The sequence below is a fragment of the Bacillus sp. sid0103 genome, from assembly GCF_019219025.1.
In genome coordinates this window covers 99702-115953 of sequence record NZ_JAHUWN010000018.1, presented here as the reverse complement: position 1 = coordinate 115953, position 16252 = coordinate 99702, and the positions used below count along the sequence as shown (strand labels likewise).

Below are 16252 nucleotides of genomic sequence, written 5' to 3'. Positions count from 1 at the left end.
GGGGGTTCATATATGTTAGCAGGTAACGGAACTATTTTTATTATTGCCGTTGTAGTAGTTGCCTTAATATTATTGGGGATTTTATTATCATTTGTACCGGTTATGCTTTGGGTTTCAGCGCTGGCAGCGGGGGTCCGTATCAGTATCTTTACATTAGTTGGGATGAGGCTTAGAAGGGTAACACCAAGCAGGGTCGTTAATCCCCTCATAAAAGCCCATAAGGCAGGTTTAAATGTAACAACTAATCAACTGGAAAGTCATTATCTTGCCGGCGGTAATGTTGATAGAGTAGTCAATGCTCTCATTGCAGCACACCGCGCAAATATTGAATTATCCTTTGAACGTTGTGCTGCTATCGATTTAGCTGGTCGTGATGTATTAGAAGCAGTTCAGATGAGTGTAAACCCGAAGGTAATTGAAACACCATTTATTGCAGGTGTTGCAATGAATGGGATTGAAGTAAAGGCAAAAGCAAGAATAACTGTACGTGCAAACATTGAGCGCCTTGTTGGAGGTGCGGGGGAAGAAACGGTCGTGGCTCGTGTCGGAGAAGGTGTTGTCTCCACAATCGGTTCGTCAGATAGTCATAGCAAGGTACTGGAGAATCCTGATCTAATTTCCCAAACTGTCCTCTCAAAAGGACTAGATGCGGGAACGGCCTTTGAAATCCTCTCCATCGATATTGCAGATGTAGATATCGGTAAAAATATTGGTGCTGAACTACAAACAGAGCAAGCAGAGGCAGACAAGAAAATTGCTCAAGCGAAAGCGGAAGAGCGGCGGGCCATGGCAGTGGCTCTCGAACAAGAAATGAAGGCCAAAGTTCAAGAGATGAGAGCTAAGGTTGTTGAATCTGAGGCAGAAGTTCCGCTAGCAATGGCTCAAGCACTTAAATCGGGGAATATCGGCGTAATGGATTATATGAACTATAAAAATATTTCAGCAGACACTGAAATGAGGGGTTCAATCGGGAAGATAACAGGGGACAAAAAAGACGGACAATAATCCACTTTTGGATAGGAAAGGAGTGATGATTATTGGAAAGTTTACTTGTTATGATTGTAATTGGAATTATTTCCGTGCTTTTTGGTAAGTCGAAAAATAAGCAAGGTAAACCTAAAAGTAAGCCTTTTTCTAAGGCAACTTTTGAGGAAATTCGAACACAGGTAAAAAAACAACTCTCTTATGTTGAAGATAAAAAGTCTAGCCAGATTAAACCAGAGCACAAAACAAACGTAATTCGAAACAATCTAGAAAATCTCGAACAGGAATACGTGCAGTTGAAGCAACAACTTGAAGTTAATCGAAACGGAATTACAATGGCTCAGCAAAAGACCGACAATATAAGAGTTAAGCAATTTCAGGAGGATGAAAACCATTTCTCTTTTAATCCAGATGAAAAGATGCTCCTTAATGGTCTAATTTGGTCTGAAATTCTTGGAGAGCCGCGGTCCAAAAAGCCGTATCGTCCCAGAAACAGTTAGTGATAAATCAACCTAGTTAAAACGAAAAAGGTGTGCTAGAACCCCCTTTCATTTCATAAATATGAGATGAAAGGGGGTTCTTTTTTTATGGCGAAAAAATGGGGCCAACGAGTCCGTAACTGGATGGCTGAAAAAATGGATCTTCCTCAAGATGTCATGATGGATTTACCTCGGATCACGATGATAGGGCAAATTCATGTCTATATCGAGAACCATCGCGGTCTGCTGGTGTTTACAGATAAAGAACTCCGCTTGCTATTAAAGCAAGGGCAGTTATTGATAAAAGGGAAATCATTTGTCATTAAAGCCATTTTACCTGAAGAAATTTTGCTTGAAGGGAAAATTGATCAGGTCATTTATATAAATGATAATCCGGGAGGAACAGAATGAATAACCAATGGATCGAATTTTTTAATGGCAGAGTTACCGTTAAAGTATCAGGCAAGGGGACTGAACGATTTATTAATGTTCTTACAAGAAATGATCTTCCAATCTGGAATATTAAACGTCATGGCACCGAGACGATTACATTTAATATGAGGCTTAAAGATGCCAAGAGTATCCGGCATTATGCAAGAAAAAGTGGATGCTCCATATCCTTTTTACGAAGGAACGGAGTGCCTTTTTTAATTCGAAGAATGCTAAAAAATAGCGGCTTTTTAGCGGGGGCCGGACTTTTCTTGTTCCTATTAATGTTTCTATCCAATGTTATCTGGGGGATAGAAATAAAAGGGGCAAAACCAGCGACTGAGTACCAGATCCGTAAAGAATTGGACAAGATGGGTGTAAAGATAGGTAAGCTGCAGTTTTTTGTAGATAATGTGGAAGGGATTCAACGGCGGTTGACTAATAATGTTGGAGACTTAACATGGGTTGGTGTGGAGTTAAAAGGGACAACCTTCCACCTCCAAGTAGTCGAAAAAAATGAGCCCAAAAAGCCGGAGAAATTATCACCGAGGAATCTAATTGCCAAAAAGAAAGCGGTAATTGTGAATATGTATATAGAAAATGGTCAAAAAATGGTGGATATTAATGATCACGTCGAAGCGGGGCAGCTCCTTGTCTCAGGTGCATTCGGTCAAGAAGAAAATCCGGAATTGGTTGCCGCTAAGGGTGAAGTATGGGGGGAAACGTGGTATAAAAGTCACGTAGAACTTCCGTTAGTAACCAACTTTAAAGTTTATAACGGCAAAGAAAAGGAAAAGCATTTTATTGTTATTGGTAATCTTGAACTCCCTGTTTGGGGATTTGGAAAGCCTGAATTCAGTAACTATGAAACAGAAACGAATGTTCATAAGGTTCATTTCTTGAAGTGGGAATTGCCAATTTCTTATCTCAATAAGACCCTCCGCGAACGAGAGGATGTGGAGCGAACCTATACGATTCAGGAGGCACAACAAATTGCGATAGAACTTGCAAAAAAACAAATAAATGGCCGTTTAGATGAAGATGCTATCATTAAGGATGAAAAAATTTTACACAAAGCAAATAAAGATGGTAAAGTTATACTGGATATTCATTTTAAGGTAATTGAAAATATTGCGGTCGGACAACCGATTTCCAAGGAGACTAGTGAATGACAGAAAAGTTAACTACCATAAGTGTACAGCTTGAAAATCCAGCAGAAGCAATTAGTTTGCTAGGCAATTCTGATTCCAATTTAAAAATTATTGAACAGGAGCTAGGTGTTACTGTTATTACTCGTGGTGAGGCTGTTAGTTTGTCAGGGGATGAAGAAAAAGTATTCCTGGCAAGTCAGATCCTGAATAAATTAATGATGGTGATCCGTAAAGGGATAAATATCAGCCAAAGAGATGTCCTATATGCCGTCCAAATGGCGAATGCTGGGACATTAGAATATTTCGTCAATTTATATGAAGAAGAAATCGGCAAAAATGTTAAAGGAAAGACTATTCGAATAAAGACACTAGGTCAAAGACAATATGTCATGGCAATAAAGAAAACTGACCTTGTATTTGGGATAGGTCCAGCAGGAACAGGTAAAACCTATTTAGCAGTTGTGATGGCTGTTAATGCTCTCAAAAATGGCCAGGTGAATAAAATAATCTTAACAAGACCAGCTGTAGAGGCGGGGGAAAGTCTTGGGTTTTTACCAGGGGACTTAAAGGAAAAAGTGGATCCATATTTACGGCCATTATACGATGCTCTCCATGATGTATTAGGGGCAGAGCATACACAACGGTTAATGGAACGAGGGACAATTGAAATTGCTCCTCTTGCCTACATGAGGGGACGGACATTGGATGATGCTTTTGTCATACTTGATGAGGCGCAAAATACAACACATGCACAAATGAAAATGTTTTTAACGAGACTTGGCTTCGGTTCCAAAATGGTTATAACGGGTGATCAGACACAAATTGATTTGCCAAAAGGAGCAAAATCCGGATTGGTTGCAGCAGAAGCAATTTTAAAAAATGTCAACGGTATTTCTTTTATCTTTTTAGAACAAACAGATGTGGTTCGTCATCCACTCGTTGGCAAAATTATTGAGGCTTATGAAAAGAAAACCATTCAACCATAACAAGAGGGGTAGACCTATTTAAAGGTTTACCTCTTTTTTGCTAATATAGGTGTAGGTGCTTCACACAAATCTTCTCCTAAAGAAGATGAAACTTCTTCGAAAAACTGTTATCATTTTACATGAAGCAAGAACAGTGAAAATATGACAATTTTTGAGAAATGAGTTATGTTCAATATGAATCTTTTTTAGAAGGGCAGTGCTTGGAGGGATATAGTTGGGTAAACTTCAGCAATACTTCATACGGATACGTAAACTGCTGGATATATCTTTTTTTCTAGTTCTATTTTTTATTGTGTTAGGTACTGTGTTATTTGCTGCGATGTATAGTAATGTGAAACCTGAGAAATTAGATTTAAATCTGTTTTCCGTTGCAGAAAAAACCATTCGATCACCAGGGACAGTCGAAGATAAGAAAAGTACAGAAAATAAGCGTAAGGACGCTCTCGACCAGGTACAGGACGTCTATACATTAAAAAAAGAGTACACCCAAAATCGAGTGGATTTAATTAGCTCTATTTTTCAAGCAACTGTTGAAATGAATGATGAAATCGAAGAAGAAATTAAAAAGCATGCCGAGCTAGTTACCGACGAAAATCCTGCAAAAACGGAGCCAAGTGATTCAGAAAAAATTAGTCGTTTAAAAGCAAAATTAACACCAAATGTGTCCAAAGCACTTTCTGAACAGGTTTTCGCTGCTTTAGTACAAGCCAGTAATGATGAATTGTCGATTGCAAAGGATTTAACCGTTACGGCCATCAATAATGTAATGGCACAACGAATTTCTGCAGATGAAGTGGAGAATGCCAAAAAACGGGTAGAGGAAGAATTAAAATATACAACTTTAAATGATAATTTAAGAAATGGTGTCATTGAATTAGGCAGGTATGCTATTATTCAAAATGAATTTTATGACCCGAATGCAACGGAAGAACTACGACAGCAAGCTGTAGAAAGTGTGGAGCCAGCCAAAATCCTACAGGGGCAAATCATTGTCGAAGAGGGCGAATTAATTAACCAGGATATTTATCGACAATTAAAGTTAGTCGGCCTCCTAGATACTGAGAGACCGTTCAAACCTTTTATTGGATTAATCATGCTAGTAACGATCATTCTATCAGCTATCTATTTTTATTTTTCTCATATAAAATTGCTCCCAGAAAAAAGGCAGACAGACTTGTTGTTGTTTGGGATCATTTTCATTCTGACGATCCTAATTATGAAAATCATCAGTATGCTGCAAATTTTTAATTATGCCGGAATTGGCTATCTATACCCTGCTGCTTTAGGTGGGATGCTAATAAAGATATTAATTGATGAAAAACTTGCAACGCTAATGTCAATAATTATGGCGGTTTGCGGCAGCATCTTATTTAATGAAGGTATTACTGGGACTTTAAATTTTTCAGAGGGCATTTATATTCTGTTCAGTTCATTAGCGGGTATCCTATTCTTAAGTAATCAAAATCGCCGTTCGAAGATATTGCAAGCGGGCACCTTTGCGGCTCTGGTAAATCTACTGACAATCTTAGCCTTAATGTATTTACCAAATGGACACTTCTCTGGAATTGAGTATGGATATTATCTCATTACAGCACTTGTTTCAGGGATCGGTTCAGCTGTATTAACGATTGGACTCCTGCCATTTTTTGAGGCAAGTTTTGGGATTTTGTCAACCATGAAGCTAATAGAACTTTCTAATCCAAATCATCCATTGCTTAGAAAGATTTTAATGGAGGCACCAGGTACATATCACCATAGTGTAATGGTCGCAAATTTAGCGGAATCAGCTTGTGAAGCTATCGGGGCTAATGGGCTTTTAGCCAGAGTAGGAAGCTATTATCATGATATCGGAAAAACGAAACGTCCTAACTTTTATATTGAAAACCAAATGCATCTTGAGAATCCTCATGATCGCCTCCCGCCTGATAAAAGTGCGAATATTATTATAGCCCATGTCACAGATGGTGCTGCAATTTTGAAAAAATACCATATGCCGAAAGAAATTATCGAAATCGCAGAACAGCATCATGGTACCACATTGTTAAAATTCTTTTATCACAAAGCTGTTCAAGCTGATAGTGAAGTTAAGGAAGAAGACTATCGTTACCCTGGACCCAAGGCGAAAACAAAAGAGTCAGCCGTTGTTGGAATTGCAGATAGTGTGGAAGCAGCTGTTCGCTCACTATCCCAGCCGACTCCTGAGTTAATTGAATCGCTGGTCAAGAAAATTGTTTCAGATCGTCTTCAAGATGGACAATTAAATGAATGTGATCTCACCATGAGAGAAATTGAAACTGTATCGGAAGCTTTATGTGAAACCTTAAAAGGGATTTTTCACTCGAGAATTGAGTATCCAGAAATGATAAAGAAGGTGAAGCAAGCATGACATTACTAATCGATTGTATCGACGAAACCGAACAACTTACAGAAGAACAAATGCTTGAAATCGAAAGAATCATTAACTTTGCTGCGAAGAAACAAAATGTGGAATTGCATAGTGAAGTGTCGGTCACATTTGTTTCAAATGAAAGAATACAGGAGATTAACCGAGAATACCGTGATAAAGACAAGCCAACCGATGTTATTTCGTTTGCTATGGAAGAACTGGGGGAAGGTGAAGTGGAACTAGTAGGCGCTGATATGCCCCGTGTTCTAGGTGATATTATTATCTCTGTTCCTAAAGCGATGGAGCAGGCTGAAGAATATGGCCATTCTTTTTTACGAGAACTAGGTTTTCTGGCTGTACATGGATTCTTGCATCTTCTCGGTTTTGATCATATGACAGAAGAAGAAGAGAAAGAAATGTTTACACTACAGAAAGAAATTTTAGATGAATATGGACTTAAACGATAAACAGTCACGTTTAGGGTTTTTAAAGTCATTTTCCTATGCCATCGCGGGGATAGCCACTGCCCTAAAGTCCGAGAAAAATATGCGCTTCCATTTCTATAGCTCGATTGTTGTTTTACTTATCTCGTATTATTTTTCAATCACTAAAATGGAGTGGTTATTAATCCTCTTTGCTATAGGGGGAATGTTTGCGTTGGAATTGGTCAATACAGCGATTGAACGAGTTGTTGATCTCGTTACAGGAGAGTATCATCCTTATGCAAAACAGGCAAAAGATTTGGCTGCAGGAGCCGTATTTATTTATGCCATTCTTGCAGTCACCATTGGGATCGTTATTTTTTTACCCTATGTTCTAGAGCTGTTTTAAGGCAGTGGAAATGTGCTTTGACCATAATTTGAAATGGAATTGCGAATTAGGTAAAATGATTTATCAACCCAAAAATGAAGACAGGTTGATTTATGAGAAAATTCTAATTTTTTGAATTTTTTTGACTTTAAGTAATGATTTTCAATGAATTTTGAGGTAAAATAAAGAAACAGCAGATTCCTGCTTGAAGGGAAGAACACTAGTGAACATCGAACACCTAATAGAAGAAGCCAAAAGGGCAAGAGAAAAAGCCTATGCTCCATACTCCAAGTTCGGAGTGGGAGCTGCATTATTATCAAAAGATGGAAAAGTATATCATGGCTGTAATATAGAAAATGCTGCATATAGTATGTGTAACTGTGCAGAGCGTACTGCCTTATTTAAAGCCTATTCAGAGGGAGATAAGGATTTTCAAATGCTTGCAGTAGTTGCAGATACAGACCGCCCTTGCTCCCCATGTGGTGCTTGCCGGCAAGTAATTTCAGAATTATGCTCCAAAGATATGACGGTTATTCTTACAAATTTAAAAGGGGATATTTTAGAATTAACTGTTGAAGATTTATTGCCTGGAGCTTTTACACCGGAGGATCTTCATGTTAAATAATGAGAACTCAAACAAAGGTTATAAGTCAGGTTTTATTTCAATTATTGGCCGGCCAAATGTAGGGAAATCCACATATCTGAATCGCGTAATTGGCCAAAAAATTGCGATTATGAGTGATAAGGCGCAAACCACTCGTAATAAAATCCAAGGCGTGTTAACTGTAGATGATGCCCAGATGATTTTTATTGATACACCAGGTATTCATAAACCAAAACATAAACTTGGCGATTTTATGATGAAGGTTGCAGTGAATACACTAAAAGAGGTAGATTTAATCTTATTTATGGTAAATGCAGAAGAAGGATTTGGCCGTGGCGAAGAATTTATTCTTGAAAAATTTCAAACAGTAAATACACCAATCTTTCTTGTCATTAATAAAATTGATCAAGTCCATCCTGACAATTTATTGCCAATTATTGAATCATATCAAGAAAAATATCCGTTTAAAGAAATTGTGCCCATTTCAGCGCTAGAAGGTAATAATGTGGAACGATTGCTTGAACAGATTAAGTCTTTCTTGCCAGAGGGCCCGCAATACTATCCAGCAGACCAAGTAACAGATCATCCGGAACGCTTTATTATTACCGAATTAATAAGGGAAAAAGCTCTTCACTTAACCCGAGAAGAAATTCCCCATTCTTTAGCTGTCGTTCTAGATAAAATGGAACGTCGTGAGGGGAAAGATATGATTGATGTAATGGCAACAGTAATTGTTGAACGTGATTCACAAAAAGGAATCATTATTGGCAAGCAAGGCAGCATGTTAAAAGAAATTGGTAAGCGTGCACGAGCAGATATTGAGAATCTATTGGGATCAAAAGTGTACTTAGAGTTATGGGTAAAAGTGCAAAAAGATTGGCGCAACAAGATGTCCCAGCTTCGAGATTATGGTTTCAATGAAGATGAATATTGATTAATATTGGCTTGCTACAGCATTAGCCCCTCTTTGGTCTAAGCCACTCCCTGAAGACGGCAAAAAGCGCCTTCTTGCAGGGTGCGTCTTATGCTTGTCGGGGCTGACCAAGGCGCTTCCGCTTATCTATTAACCCTAACTAAAATATTACCGTTTATTTTAAATTATGCATGGACAACATTAACAAATATTTTGACTTATGATTTATGCGCTGGCAGGCTATGATAATTGTAAGGTTTGGGACCGAGTGACAGCTAGTCTAAATATGAAAGGTGGGGTTTTCGATGATGGATTTTACGTGGAAAGTATTCCTCCAAACAGGTAATATTGACACATATCTTCTCATTAAAGAATTAGAGAAGGAAAACCAAGAAATACCCGGAAATCTGAATGATGAGCTAGCACAAATCGATTTTCCCGTTTCATAAGTTTGTCTTCGTGCTACTTTAGAAGGTGACAATAATGCTTCAGAAGTGTGAAGGCATCGTTATTAGAACAACAGATTATGGTGAAACTAATAAAATTGTGACTTTATATACTAGGGAATGGGGAAAGGTTGGAGTAATGGCTCGTGGTGCCAAAAAGCCTAACAGCCGCCTTTCCTCCATCACACAACTTTTTACACACGGTTATTTTTTAATTGCAAGAGGATCTGGTTTAGGGAGCTTGCAGCAGGGAGAAACAGCATCTTCCTTGCGATCGATTGGTGAAGACATTTTTTTAACGGCATATGCTAGTTATATTGTCGAATTAACCGATAAATGTACGGAAGAAAAAAAACCAAATCCTTTTCATTTTGAATTACTTTTTCAAACATTAAATTTTTTGAATGAAGGATATGACCCTGATATTCTTATGAATATTTATGAGATGAAAATGTTAAATGTGATGGGTTTAAACCCGATCTTAAATCAATGTTCCGTTTGCGGAAGCACAGACGGACATTTTTCCTTTTCGATTCGTGAAGGCGGGTTTATTTGTCATCGTTGTCTCGATAAAGATCCGTATCATCTTAAAATATCAGCATCTGCGGTAAAATTATTAAGGGTATTTTATTATTTTGATCTTTCAAGGTTAGGAAATATTTCTGTTAAAGAAGAGACGAAGGCGGAACTTAAAAAGGTTATTACTGCCTACTATGAAGAGTATTCAGGTTTGCATCTTAAATCCAAGAAGTTTCTTAATTCTATGGATAAATTTCGTAATCTCTTATGATCGTCTTGTTGACAATGTTTGGAGTTTTCGTTATTATTTTCTTTAACAAAGGCTCTTTTCGTAAACTTGTTACTCAGGGAGTTTTATAAGGGTGATTTACTAGTTTTTAGGCGATTTTCGCAAATGTTTTTACGAAAAGTTGCCATGAAGCATCTAGTAATACTGATTGATGAATTGTGCGTAAATAGTCTAAATTAAATAATTGCAGTGACGGAGAAGAGTACTTAGTATCCCTCTATAAAAGCGAACCTAGGGTGGTGAAAGCTAGGGTATAGAGCACTAAGAAAGGCGTTCCTGAGCAATCTTTGTGTTAAATAACACGATAAAAGAGGCTGCTTTTTTGCAGCAAATAGGGTGGAACCGCGGGTAACTCTCGTCCCTATGCTAATCTAGCATAGGAACGAGAGTTTTTTTGTTTTTGGCAATGTTAAAGCTTATTGTTGATTTTGGCACCCTGTTGATTGGAGTGGAAATCAACAGGCAAGTTCAACAAGCCTTGTTTTTAATAAACTTTATCTAAAGGAGCAATTTCAATGAGTGTAACAATGGAACAAATCGTTTCACATGCAAAACACAGAGGATTTATTTTTCCAGGTTCAGAAATTTACGGAGGGCTTGCCAATACTTGGGATTATGGCCCGTTAGGTGTTGAATTCAAAAATAATATTAAGCAGGCATGGTGGAAAAAATTCGTCCAAGAGTCCCCATATAATGTGGGTCTAGATGCTAGTATCTTGATGAATCCGCGTACTTGGGAAGCGTCAGGACATATTGGCAACTTTAATGATCCAATGATTGATTGTAAAAATTGTAAAGCCCGTCATCGTGCCGATAAATTAATTGAAAATGCTTTAGATGAAAAGGGTATTGAAATGGTTGTTGATGGCTTACCATTTGAAAAAATGGAAGAGTTGGTAAAAGAGCATAATATCGCCTGCCCAGATTGTGGCAGCCATGACTTTACTGGAATTCGTCAGTTCAACTTAATGTTTAAAACTTTCCAAGGCGTTACAGAATCTAGTACAAATGAAATTTTCCTTCGCCCTGAAACAGCACAAGGTATTTTTGTGAACTTTAAAAATGTACAGCGGACCATGAGAAAGAAAATGCCATTTGGTATCGCTCAAATCGGTAAAAGTTTCCGAAATGAAATTACCCCGGGGAATTTCACGTTCCGAACAAGAGAGTTTGAACAAATGGAACTTGAATTTTTCTGTAAGCCTGGCGAGGAACTGAAATGGTTTGACTATTGGAAGCAATTTGCTGAAGAATGGTTAATGTCATTAGGCCTAACAAAAGAGAATTTACGACTTCGTGACCACTCCGAAGATGAATTATCCCATTACAGTAACGCGACAACTGATTTTGAGTATAAGTTTCCGTTCGGTTGGGGTGAACTATGGGGAGTTGCATCCAGAACGGATTATGACTTGAAGCAGCATATGGAGTATTCAGGTGAGGATTTCCACTATCTTGATCCTGAAACAAATGAAAAGTATGTCCCTTATTGTATTGAACCATCTTTAGGAGCAGATCGAGTTACGTTAGCATTCTTAATTGATGCCTACGATGAAGAGCAGCTAGAGGATGGAACATCAAGAACGGTCATGCATTTCCACCCTGCTTTAGCACCGTTTAAAGCAGCTGTCCTTCCGTTATCAAAGAAATTGTCTGATGAAGCTCGTGAAGTTTTCGCGTCTTTAGCGAAACATTTCTCAGTGGATTTTGACGAATCAGGTTCGATTGGAAAACGCTATCGTCGTCATGATGAAATTGGTACACCGTTCTGTATCACTTATGATTTCGACTCTAAAGAAGACAACATGGTTACAGTTCGAGACCGTGATACAATGGAACAAAAACGGATCCCAATAGTTGAACTAGTTAGCTTTTTACAAGAAAAAATGATGTTTTAATTGAAAACTCGCCAGTTGGCGAGTTTTCTTAATAGATTCATTAGTATATAATGTTCCTAATAAAGTATAGCCTTTGAAGGCAAAATCCCTTCTATATAGTAGGCTGTGTTAACGGTTATTGTTGTTAGATTGGCCATGTTGATAGGAGCGAAAGGCGTAACTCCTGCGGGAGTACGGGGCTGGGGAGACCCCACAGGCGCTAAGCGCCGAGGAGGCAGCCCGTGCCGCCCGCAAACCGCACGCGCCTGGAGCGCAAATCAACATACAGGTATAACACAGCCAAATGGTAAATAAAAAGGTGGTGTGAACAATCGAACTGACCAAACGGCAAGAACATATTTTGCAAATTGTCAAAGAAAATGGGCCAATTACCGGGGAACATATTGCAGAGCAATTAAGCTTGACCAGGGCAACATTGAGGCCGGATCTTGCTATTTTAACGATGGCTGGTTATTTGGATGCAAGACCGCGTGTAGGGTATTTTTATACCGGGAAATCAGGGGCACAGCTTTTAACCGAAAATTTACAAAAAATATACGTAAAAGATTATCAATCTATTCCTGTTGTTGTGAATGAAAATATCTCCGTCTACGATGCAATCTGTACAATGTTCCTCGAGGATGTGGGTACATTATTCGTAGTAGATCAAAACACCATTCTTGTTGGAGTATTATCCAGAAAAGATTTGCTCCGAGCAAGTATAGGTAAACAAGAACTGACTACCATTCCTGTTAATATTATTATGACTAGAATGCCTAATATCACAATGTGCGAACGGGAAGATTTATTAATTGATATCGCTAAAAAATTAATTGAAAAACAAATCGATGCCCTTCCAGTGGTTCGAAAAACAGAAAATGGTTTTGAGGTAATCGGCAGAATAACGAAAACAAACATTACAAAAGCCTTTGTTGCATTAGGCAATGAGTAACAAGATTACGAGTAGAGGGGTTGTTGAGGGAGAATGAGTTTGCCAATTATATATGTTGTATCCGATTCAGTGGGGGAAACGGCTGAATTAGTTACGAAAGCTGCAATAAGTCAATTCAATGGCTCAGGAATGGCATTAAAAAGATTCCCTTATGTTGAGGATAAGGAACATATTGATGAGGTTCTTTCACTTGTTTTATTGGATAAAGCAATGGTTGCATTTACACTTGTCAAACCTGATATGCGTACATATATCAAGAGAAGAGCAGAAGAAGAGGGGATTCTTGCTGTTGATCTAATAGGTCCTATCATGGATCAGATTCAACAGTTTAGTGGAAAAACACCTTTATGTGAACCAGGCCTTGTTCGAAAACTAGACGAAGATTATTTCAAAAAGGTGGAAGCAATCGAATTTGCTGTAAAATATGATGATGGTCGTGACCCGAGAGGAATATTAAAAGCAGATATTGTTTTAATAGGGGTATCCAGGACTTCAAAGACACCACTTTCACAGTATCTAGCTCATAAACGATTAAAGGTGGCCAATGTTCCACTGGTACCTGAAGTCGACCCTCCAGAAGAACTTTATAGGGTCCCAAGCGAGAAATGCTTTGGTTTGAAAATAAGTCCTGAAAAGTTAAATAATATTAGGCGGGAACGATTAATTTCATTAGGTTTAAATGATAAGGCAAGTTATGCAACGCTTGACAGGATAAAGGCAGAGTTAATCTTTTTTGAAAAAATAGTCAAAAAAATAAATTGCCCTGTTATTGATGTTACCAATAAAGCGGTAGAAGAAACGGCTAATGTTATCTTAAATTATATTCAAAAAGGGAGAGTGTAGCACATAATCATCTGATTATGTGTTTTCTTCTGATAGATAGTGGAATAATAATGATAAAAAGTTATGGTAAAATGATAATAAATGTACTATAATAAAAAATTGTGATAAAAATATATCTTTTTAGGTTTAGACTTGCTTATGAACGAATAAACTATTTATTGTTAGATGTCAAGAGGACCCCCTAAAAAGAATTCGACATAAACCCTTTTACAAAAGTTAATTGTTAAAGAAGGAATATGCGGAGTGATGTAGAATTAATACTTATGTAAAGGCAATCCGACTAGATATGTCGATGCAGATTCATGTCCGGTTAAAGCGGAGATTGTCGAAATTGCATTGGAGTTAGTGTCCGTGTACTTTTTGCTGCCTCCTGCGATCATCATATGAAAGAAGAAAATTCTACATATGCAGACAGACTGGAAATATGTTGACGCTGGGAAGGAAGCTGCCAATTTATTCATTATGAATTATGCGGTGAAAGGGGATATAACAATTACGCAGGATATTGGACTGGCATCCACTTTACTGCTTAAGATGTTCAAGTTTTATCACCAAATAGGATATTCTTTGAGGAAAAAGGAATACAAACTGCCCTTGTCTCACGTTTTTTTAATGCAAAGGCTAGGAAAAGGGCAAAACCCTTTCAACCCGTAGATCAAGAAAGAGTTAAGACAGAATTAACAAAAATTTTGTCGAAATTTGCAGGAATTTAAAGAGTGCCTGCCGAATACCTGATAGTACAAATGGAGTTGTTTTCATGGCAGAGCGTATTGCCGAAGAAAAGATTAATCAAATTCGTCAGGCTGTTGATATTGTCGAAGTAATCAGCGATTATGTTCAACTGAAGAAACAGGGGCGAAATTACTTCGGATTATGTCCATTCCATGGAGAAAGTACCCCATCATTTTCTGTATCAATTGATAAACAAATTTTCCATTGCTTTGGCTGTGGCGCAGGCGGTAATATTTTTTCTTTTTTAATGGAATTGGAAGGCATCTCATTCCAAGAAGCAGCCATTAAACTAGCTGCGAAGGCAAATATTGACCTTGAAATTAGTGTATCTAGCGGATACGGTGAGAAAAAGGTTTCAGAAGAGCACCAAGCTTTTTTAGGAGCCCATGAGCTATTACAGAAATTTTACCATCATTTGCTAGTAAATACAAAAGAAGGTCAACATGCATTGGAGTATCTGCTGAGCAGAGGTTTTACCCGAGAATCCATTGATAAGTTCCAAATTGGGTATTCTTTAAATTCATGGGATTATGTTTTTAAATTTCTTTCTAAACGAGATTTCCCGCCAGAATGGATGGAGAAAGCCGGTTTAATTATCAAACGGGAAAGGGATGGGACTTATTTCGATCGATTTAGAGATCGGATTATGTTTCCGATTTTTGACCGAAACGGCAATACGATTGCTTTTTCAGGGAGATCACTGGGGGCCGAAGAGCCAAAATATTTAAATAGCCCTGAAACGCCAATCTTTAATAAAAGTAAAATTTTATACAACTACCATAATGCGAAGCCAATTTTAAAAAAATCGCAATATGCTGTTTTATTTGAGGGATTTGCAGATGTAATTTCCGCAGATCGCTCTGGTGTGGAAAATGGGATAGCCACGATGGGGACTTCCTTGACAGATGAACATATAGCCCTCTTACGGCAAAGTGTCCAATCCGTAACGATTTGCTACGATTCTGATAAGGCGGGAATTGAGGCAGCGTTTCGTGCGGGAAATCATCTTACCAATGCCGGCTTTCAAGTAAAGGTTTCGATGATGCCTGATGGAATGGACCCTGATGAATATATTAAAAAGAATGGCCCAGAAAAATTCCGTAACGAGGTTATCGGTGCAAGTCTAACCTGGATGGCATTTAAATTTCTTTATTTTCGCAGAGGTAAAAATCTGCAACTTGAAGGAGATAGGCTTGCATATATCGAAGTGATAATTAAGGAAATCAGCATGTTGGATAAAGCCGTTGAAAGGGATCACTATTTGCGGCAGTTAGCAGCTGAATTTTCGCTATCATTGGATGCTTTAAAACAGCAGCAGAAGGAGATATTCTTCTCAGATAAAAGAAAGTCATCAGGGAATAAGCAAAATGTTAATAAGCCTGTTTTAATCCCAAAGCAAGATAATAAACTTAAGCCTGCACATTACACCGCAGAAAGACGTTTAATTGCTCACATGTTAAAGGATCGAGATGTGGCGTATAAAGTACAGGATTTAATGCAAGGAAATACGTTTAATATTGATGAACATCAGGCAATAATAACCTATCTATTAGCATTTTATGAAGATCATTTCCAACCTGATTCAAGTGCATTTTTGTCCTATATTCAAGATGATAATCTCAGAAGAATGGTTGCAAACATTGAAATGATGTCCATAAACGATGAGTTAACCAATCAAGAATTAACTGATTATATCAAACAGGTGTTGAATTATCAAAAATTGTTAAAGATAAAAGAAAAAGAAGTGGAACAAAAAGAAGCAGAGCGACAGAGTGATCTTACTAAAGCTGCTGCAATTGCAATGGAAATCATTCAATTGCGTAAATCTCTATAGATTCCATTTTTACTGTCT

Annotated in this window: 18 protein-coding genes and 1 other annotated feature; all 18 genes read left to right on the top strand. The window is 37.9% G+C overall.

Annotated elements, in window-relative coordinates; all coding sequences use genetic code 11:
* Positions 1-12 precede the first annotated feature (12 nt).
* Complete coding sequence (gene floA / locus KW850_RS20005) at positions 13-1005, top strand: flotillin-like protein FloA (protein ID WP_218349529.1); 993 nt, start codon at positions 13-15, stop codon at positions 1003-1005.
* Between the two features lie 32 nt (positions 1006-1037).
* Positions 1038-1484: a hypothetical protein gene (locus KW850_RS20000; RefSeq protein ID WP_218349528.1), complete on the top strand. Its 447-nt coding sequence runs from the start codon at positions 1038-1040 to the stop codon at positions 1482-1484.
* 87 nt (positions 1485-1571) lie between these two features.
* Positions 1572-1874 (top strand): sporulation protein YqfC, encoded by a 303-nt coding sequence (yqfC, locus tag KW850_RS19995; RefSeq protein ID WP_218349527.1) that lies wholly within the window; start codon positions 1572-1574, stop codon positions 1872-1874.
* Positions 1871-3064 carry a sporulation protein YqfD gene (gene yqfD, locus KW850_RS19990; RefSeq protein ID WP_218349526.1) on the top strand — a complete coding sequence of 398 codons (1194 nt, stop codon included), beginning with the start codon at positions 1871-1873 and terminating at the stop codon, positions 3062-3064. Before yqfC ends, yqfD begins: the two co-directional genes overlap by 4 nt.
* Positions 3061-4029 (top strand): PhoH family protein, encoded by a 969-nt coding sequence (locus KW850_RS19985; protein WP_218349525.1) that lies wholly within the window; start codon positions 3061-3063, stop codon positions 4027-4029. The genes yqfD and KW850_RS19985 overlap by 4 nt, the downstream gene beginning before the upstream one ends.
* A 214-nt stretch (positions 4030-4243) precedes the next feature.
* Positions 4244-6415, top strand: coding sequence for an HD family phosphohydrolase (locus KW850_RS19980; RefSeq protein ID WP_218349524.1), 2172 nt, complete (start codon positions 4244-4246; stop codon positions 6413-6415).
* Positions 6412-6882: an rRNA maturation RNase YbeY gene (gene ybeY / locus KW850_RS19975; protein WP_218349523.1), complete on the top strand. Its 471-nt coding sequence runs from the start codon at positions 6412-6414 to the stop codon at positions 6880-6882. The genes KW850_RS19980 and ybeY overlap by 4 nt, the downstream gene beginning before the upstream one ends.
* Positions 6860-7246, top strand: coding sequence for a diacylglycerol kinase family protein (locus KW850_RS19970; protein WP_218349522.1), 387 nt, complete (start codon positions 6860-6862; stop codon positions 7244-7246). Before ybeY ends, KW850_RS19970 begins: the two co-directional genes overlap by 23 nt.
* 202 nt (positions 7247-7448) lie before the next feature.
* Entirely contained in the window at positions 7449-7850 is a 402-nt protein-coding gene (locus KW850_RS19965) for a cytidine deaminase (RefSeq protein ID WP_218349521.1), read from the top strand.
* Complete coding sequence (gene era / locus KW850_RS19960) at positions 7840-8763, top strand: GTPase Era (RefSeq protein WP_218349520.1); 924 nt, start codon at positions 7840-7842, stop codon at positions 8761-8763. Before KW850_RS19965 ends, era begins: the two co-directional genes overlap by 11 nt.
* Before the next feature lie 284 nt (positions 8764-9047).
* Positions 9048-9191: a YqzL family protein gene (locus tag KW850_RS19955; RefSeq protein ID WP_066257674.1), complete on the top strand. Its 144-nt coding sequence runs from the start codon at positions 9048-9050 to the stop codon at positions 9189-9191.
* Between the two features lie 34 nt (positions 9192-9225).
* Positions 9226-9978 (top strand): DNA repair protein RecO, encoded by a 753-nt coding sequence (recO, locus tag KW850_RS19950; RefSeq protein ID WP_218349519.1) that lies wholly within the window; start codon positions 9226-9228, stop codon positions 9976-9978.
* 198 nt (positions 9979-10176) lie between these two features.
* Positions 10177-10362: a binding site (T-box leader), on the top strand.
* A 149-nt stretch (positions 10363-10511) separates the two neighbouring features.
* The gene (locus KW850_RS19945; protein WP_218349518.1) at positions 10512-11894 is read left to right on the top strand and encodes a glycine--tRNA ligase; all 1383 of its coding nucleotides are present in this window, start codon (positions 10512-10514) and stop codon (positions 11892-11894) included.
* A gap of 138 nt (positions 11895-12032) precedes the next feature.
* A complete protein-coding gene (locus tag KW850_RS19940; RefSeq protein ID WP_218349517.1) occupies positions 12033-12188 on the top strand; it encodes a hypothetical protein in 156 nt (51 codons plus the stop codon).
* A gap of 16 nt (positions 12189-12204) precedes the next feature.
* Entirely contained in the window at positions 12205-12825 is a 621-nt protein-coding gene (gene ccpN, locus KW850_RS19935; RefSeq protein WP_308128829.1) for a transcriptional regulator CcpN, read from the top strand.
* Between the two features lie 33 nt (positions 12826-12858).
* Complete coding sequence (locus KW850_RS19930) at positions 12859-13668, top strand: pyruvate, water dikinase regulatory protein (RefSeq protein ID WP_218349515.1); 810 nt, start codon at positions 12859-12861, stop codon at positions 13666-13668.
* 405 nt (positions 13669-14073) lie between these two features.
* Entirely contained in the window at positions 14074-14322 is a 249-nt protein-coding gene (locus KW850_RS34295; RefSeq protein WP_374226370.1) for a DUF188 domain-containing protein, read from the top strand.
* A gap of 103 nt (positions 14323-14425) precedes the next feature.
* On the top strand, positions 14426-16234 hold the full coding sequence (gene dnaG / locus KW850_RS19920; RefSeq protein ID WP_218349514.1) for a DNA primase: 1809 nt from the start codon (positions 14426-14428) through the stop codon (positions 16232-16234).
* Positions 16235-16252: the final 18 nt, after the last annotated feature.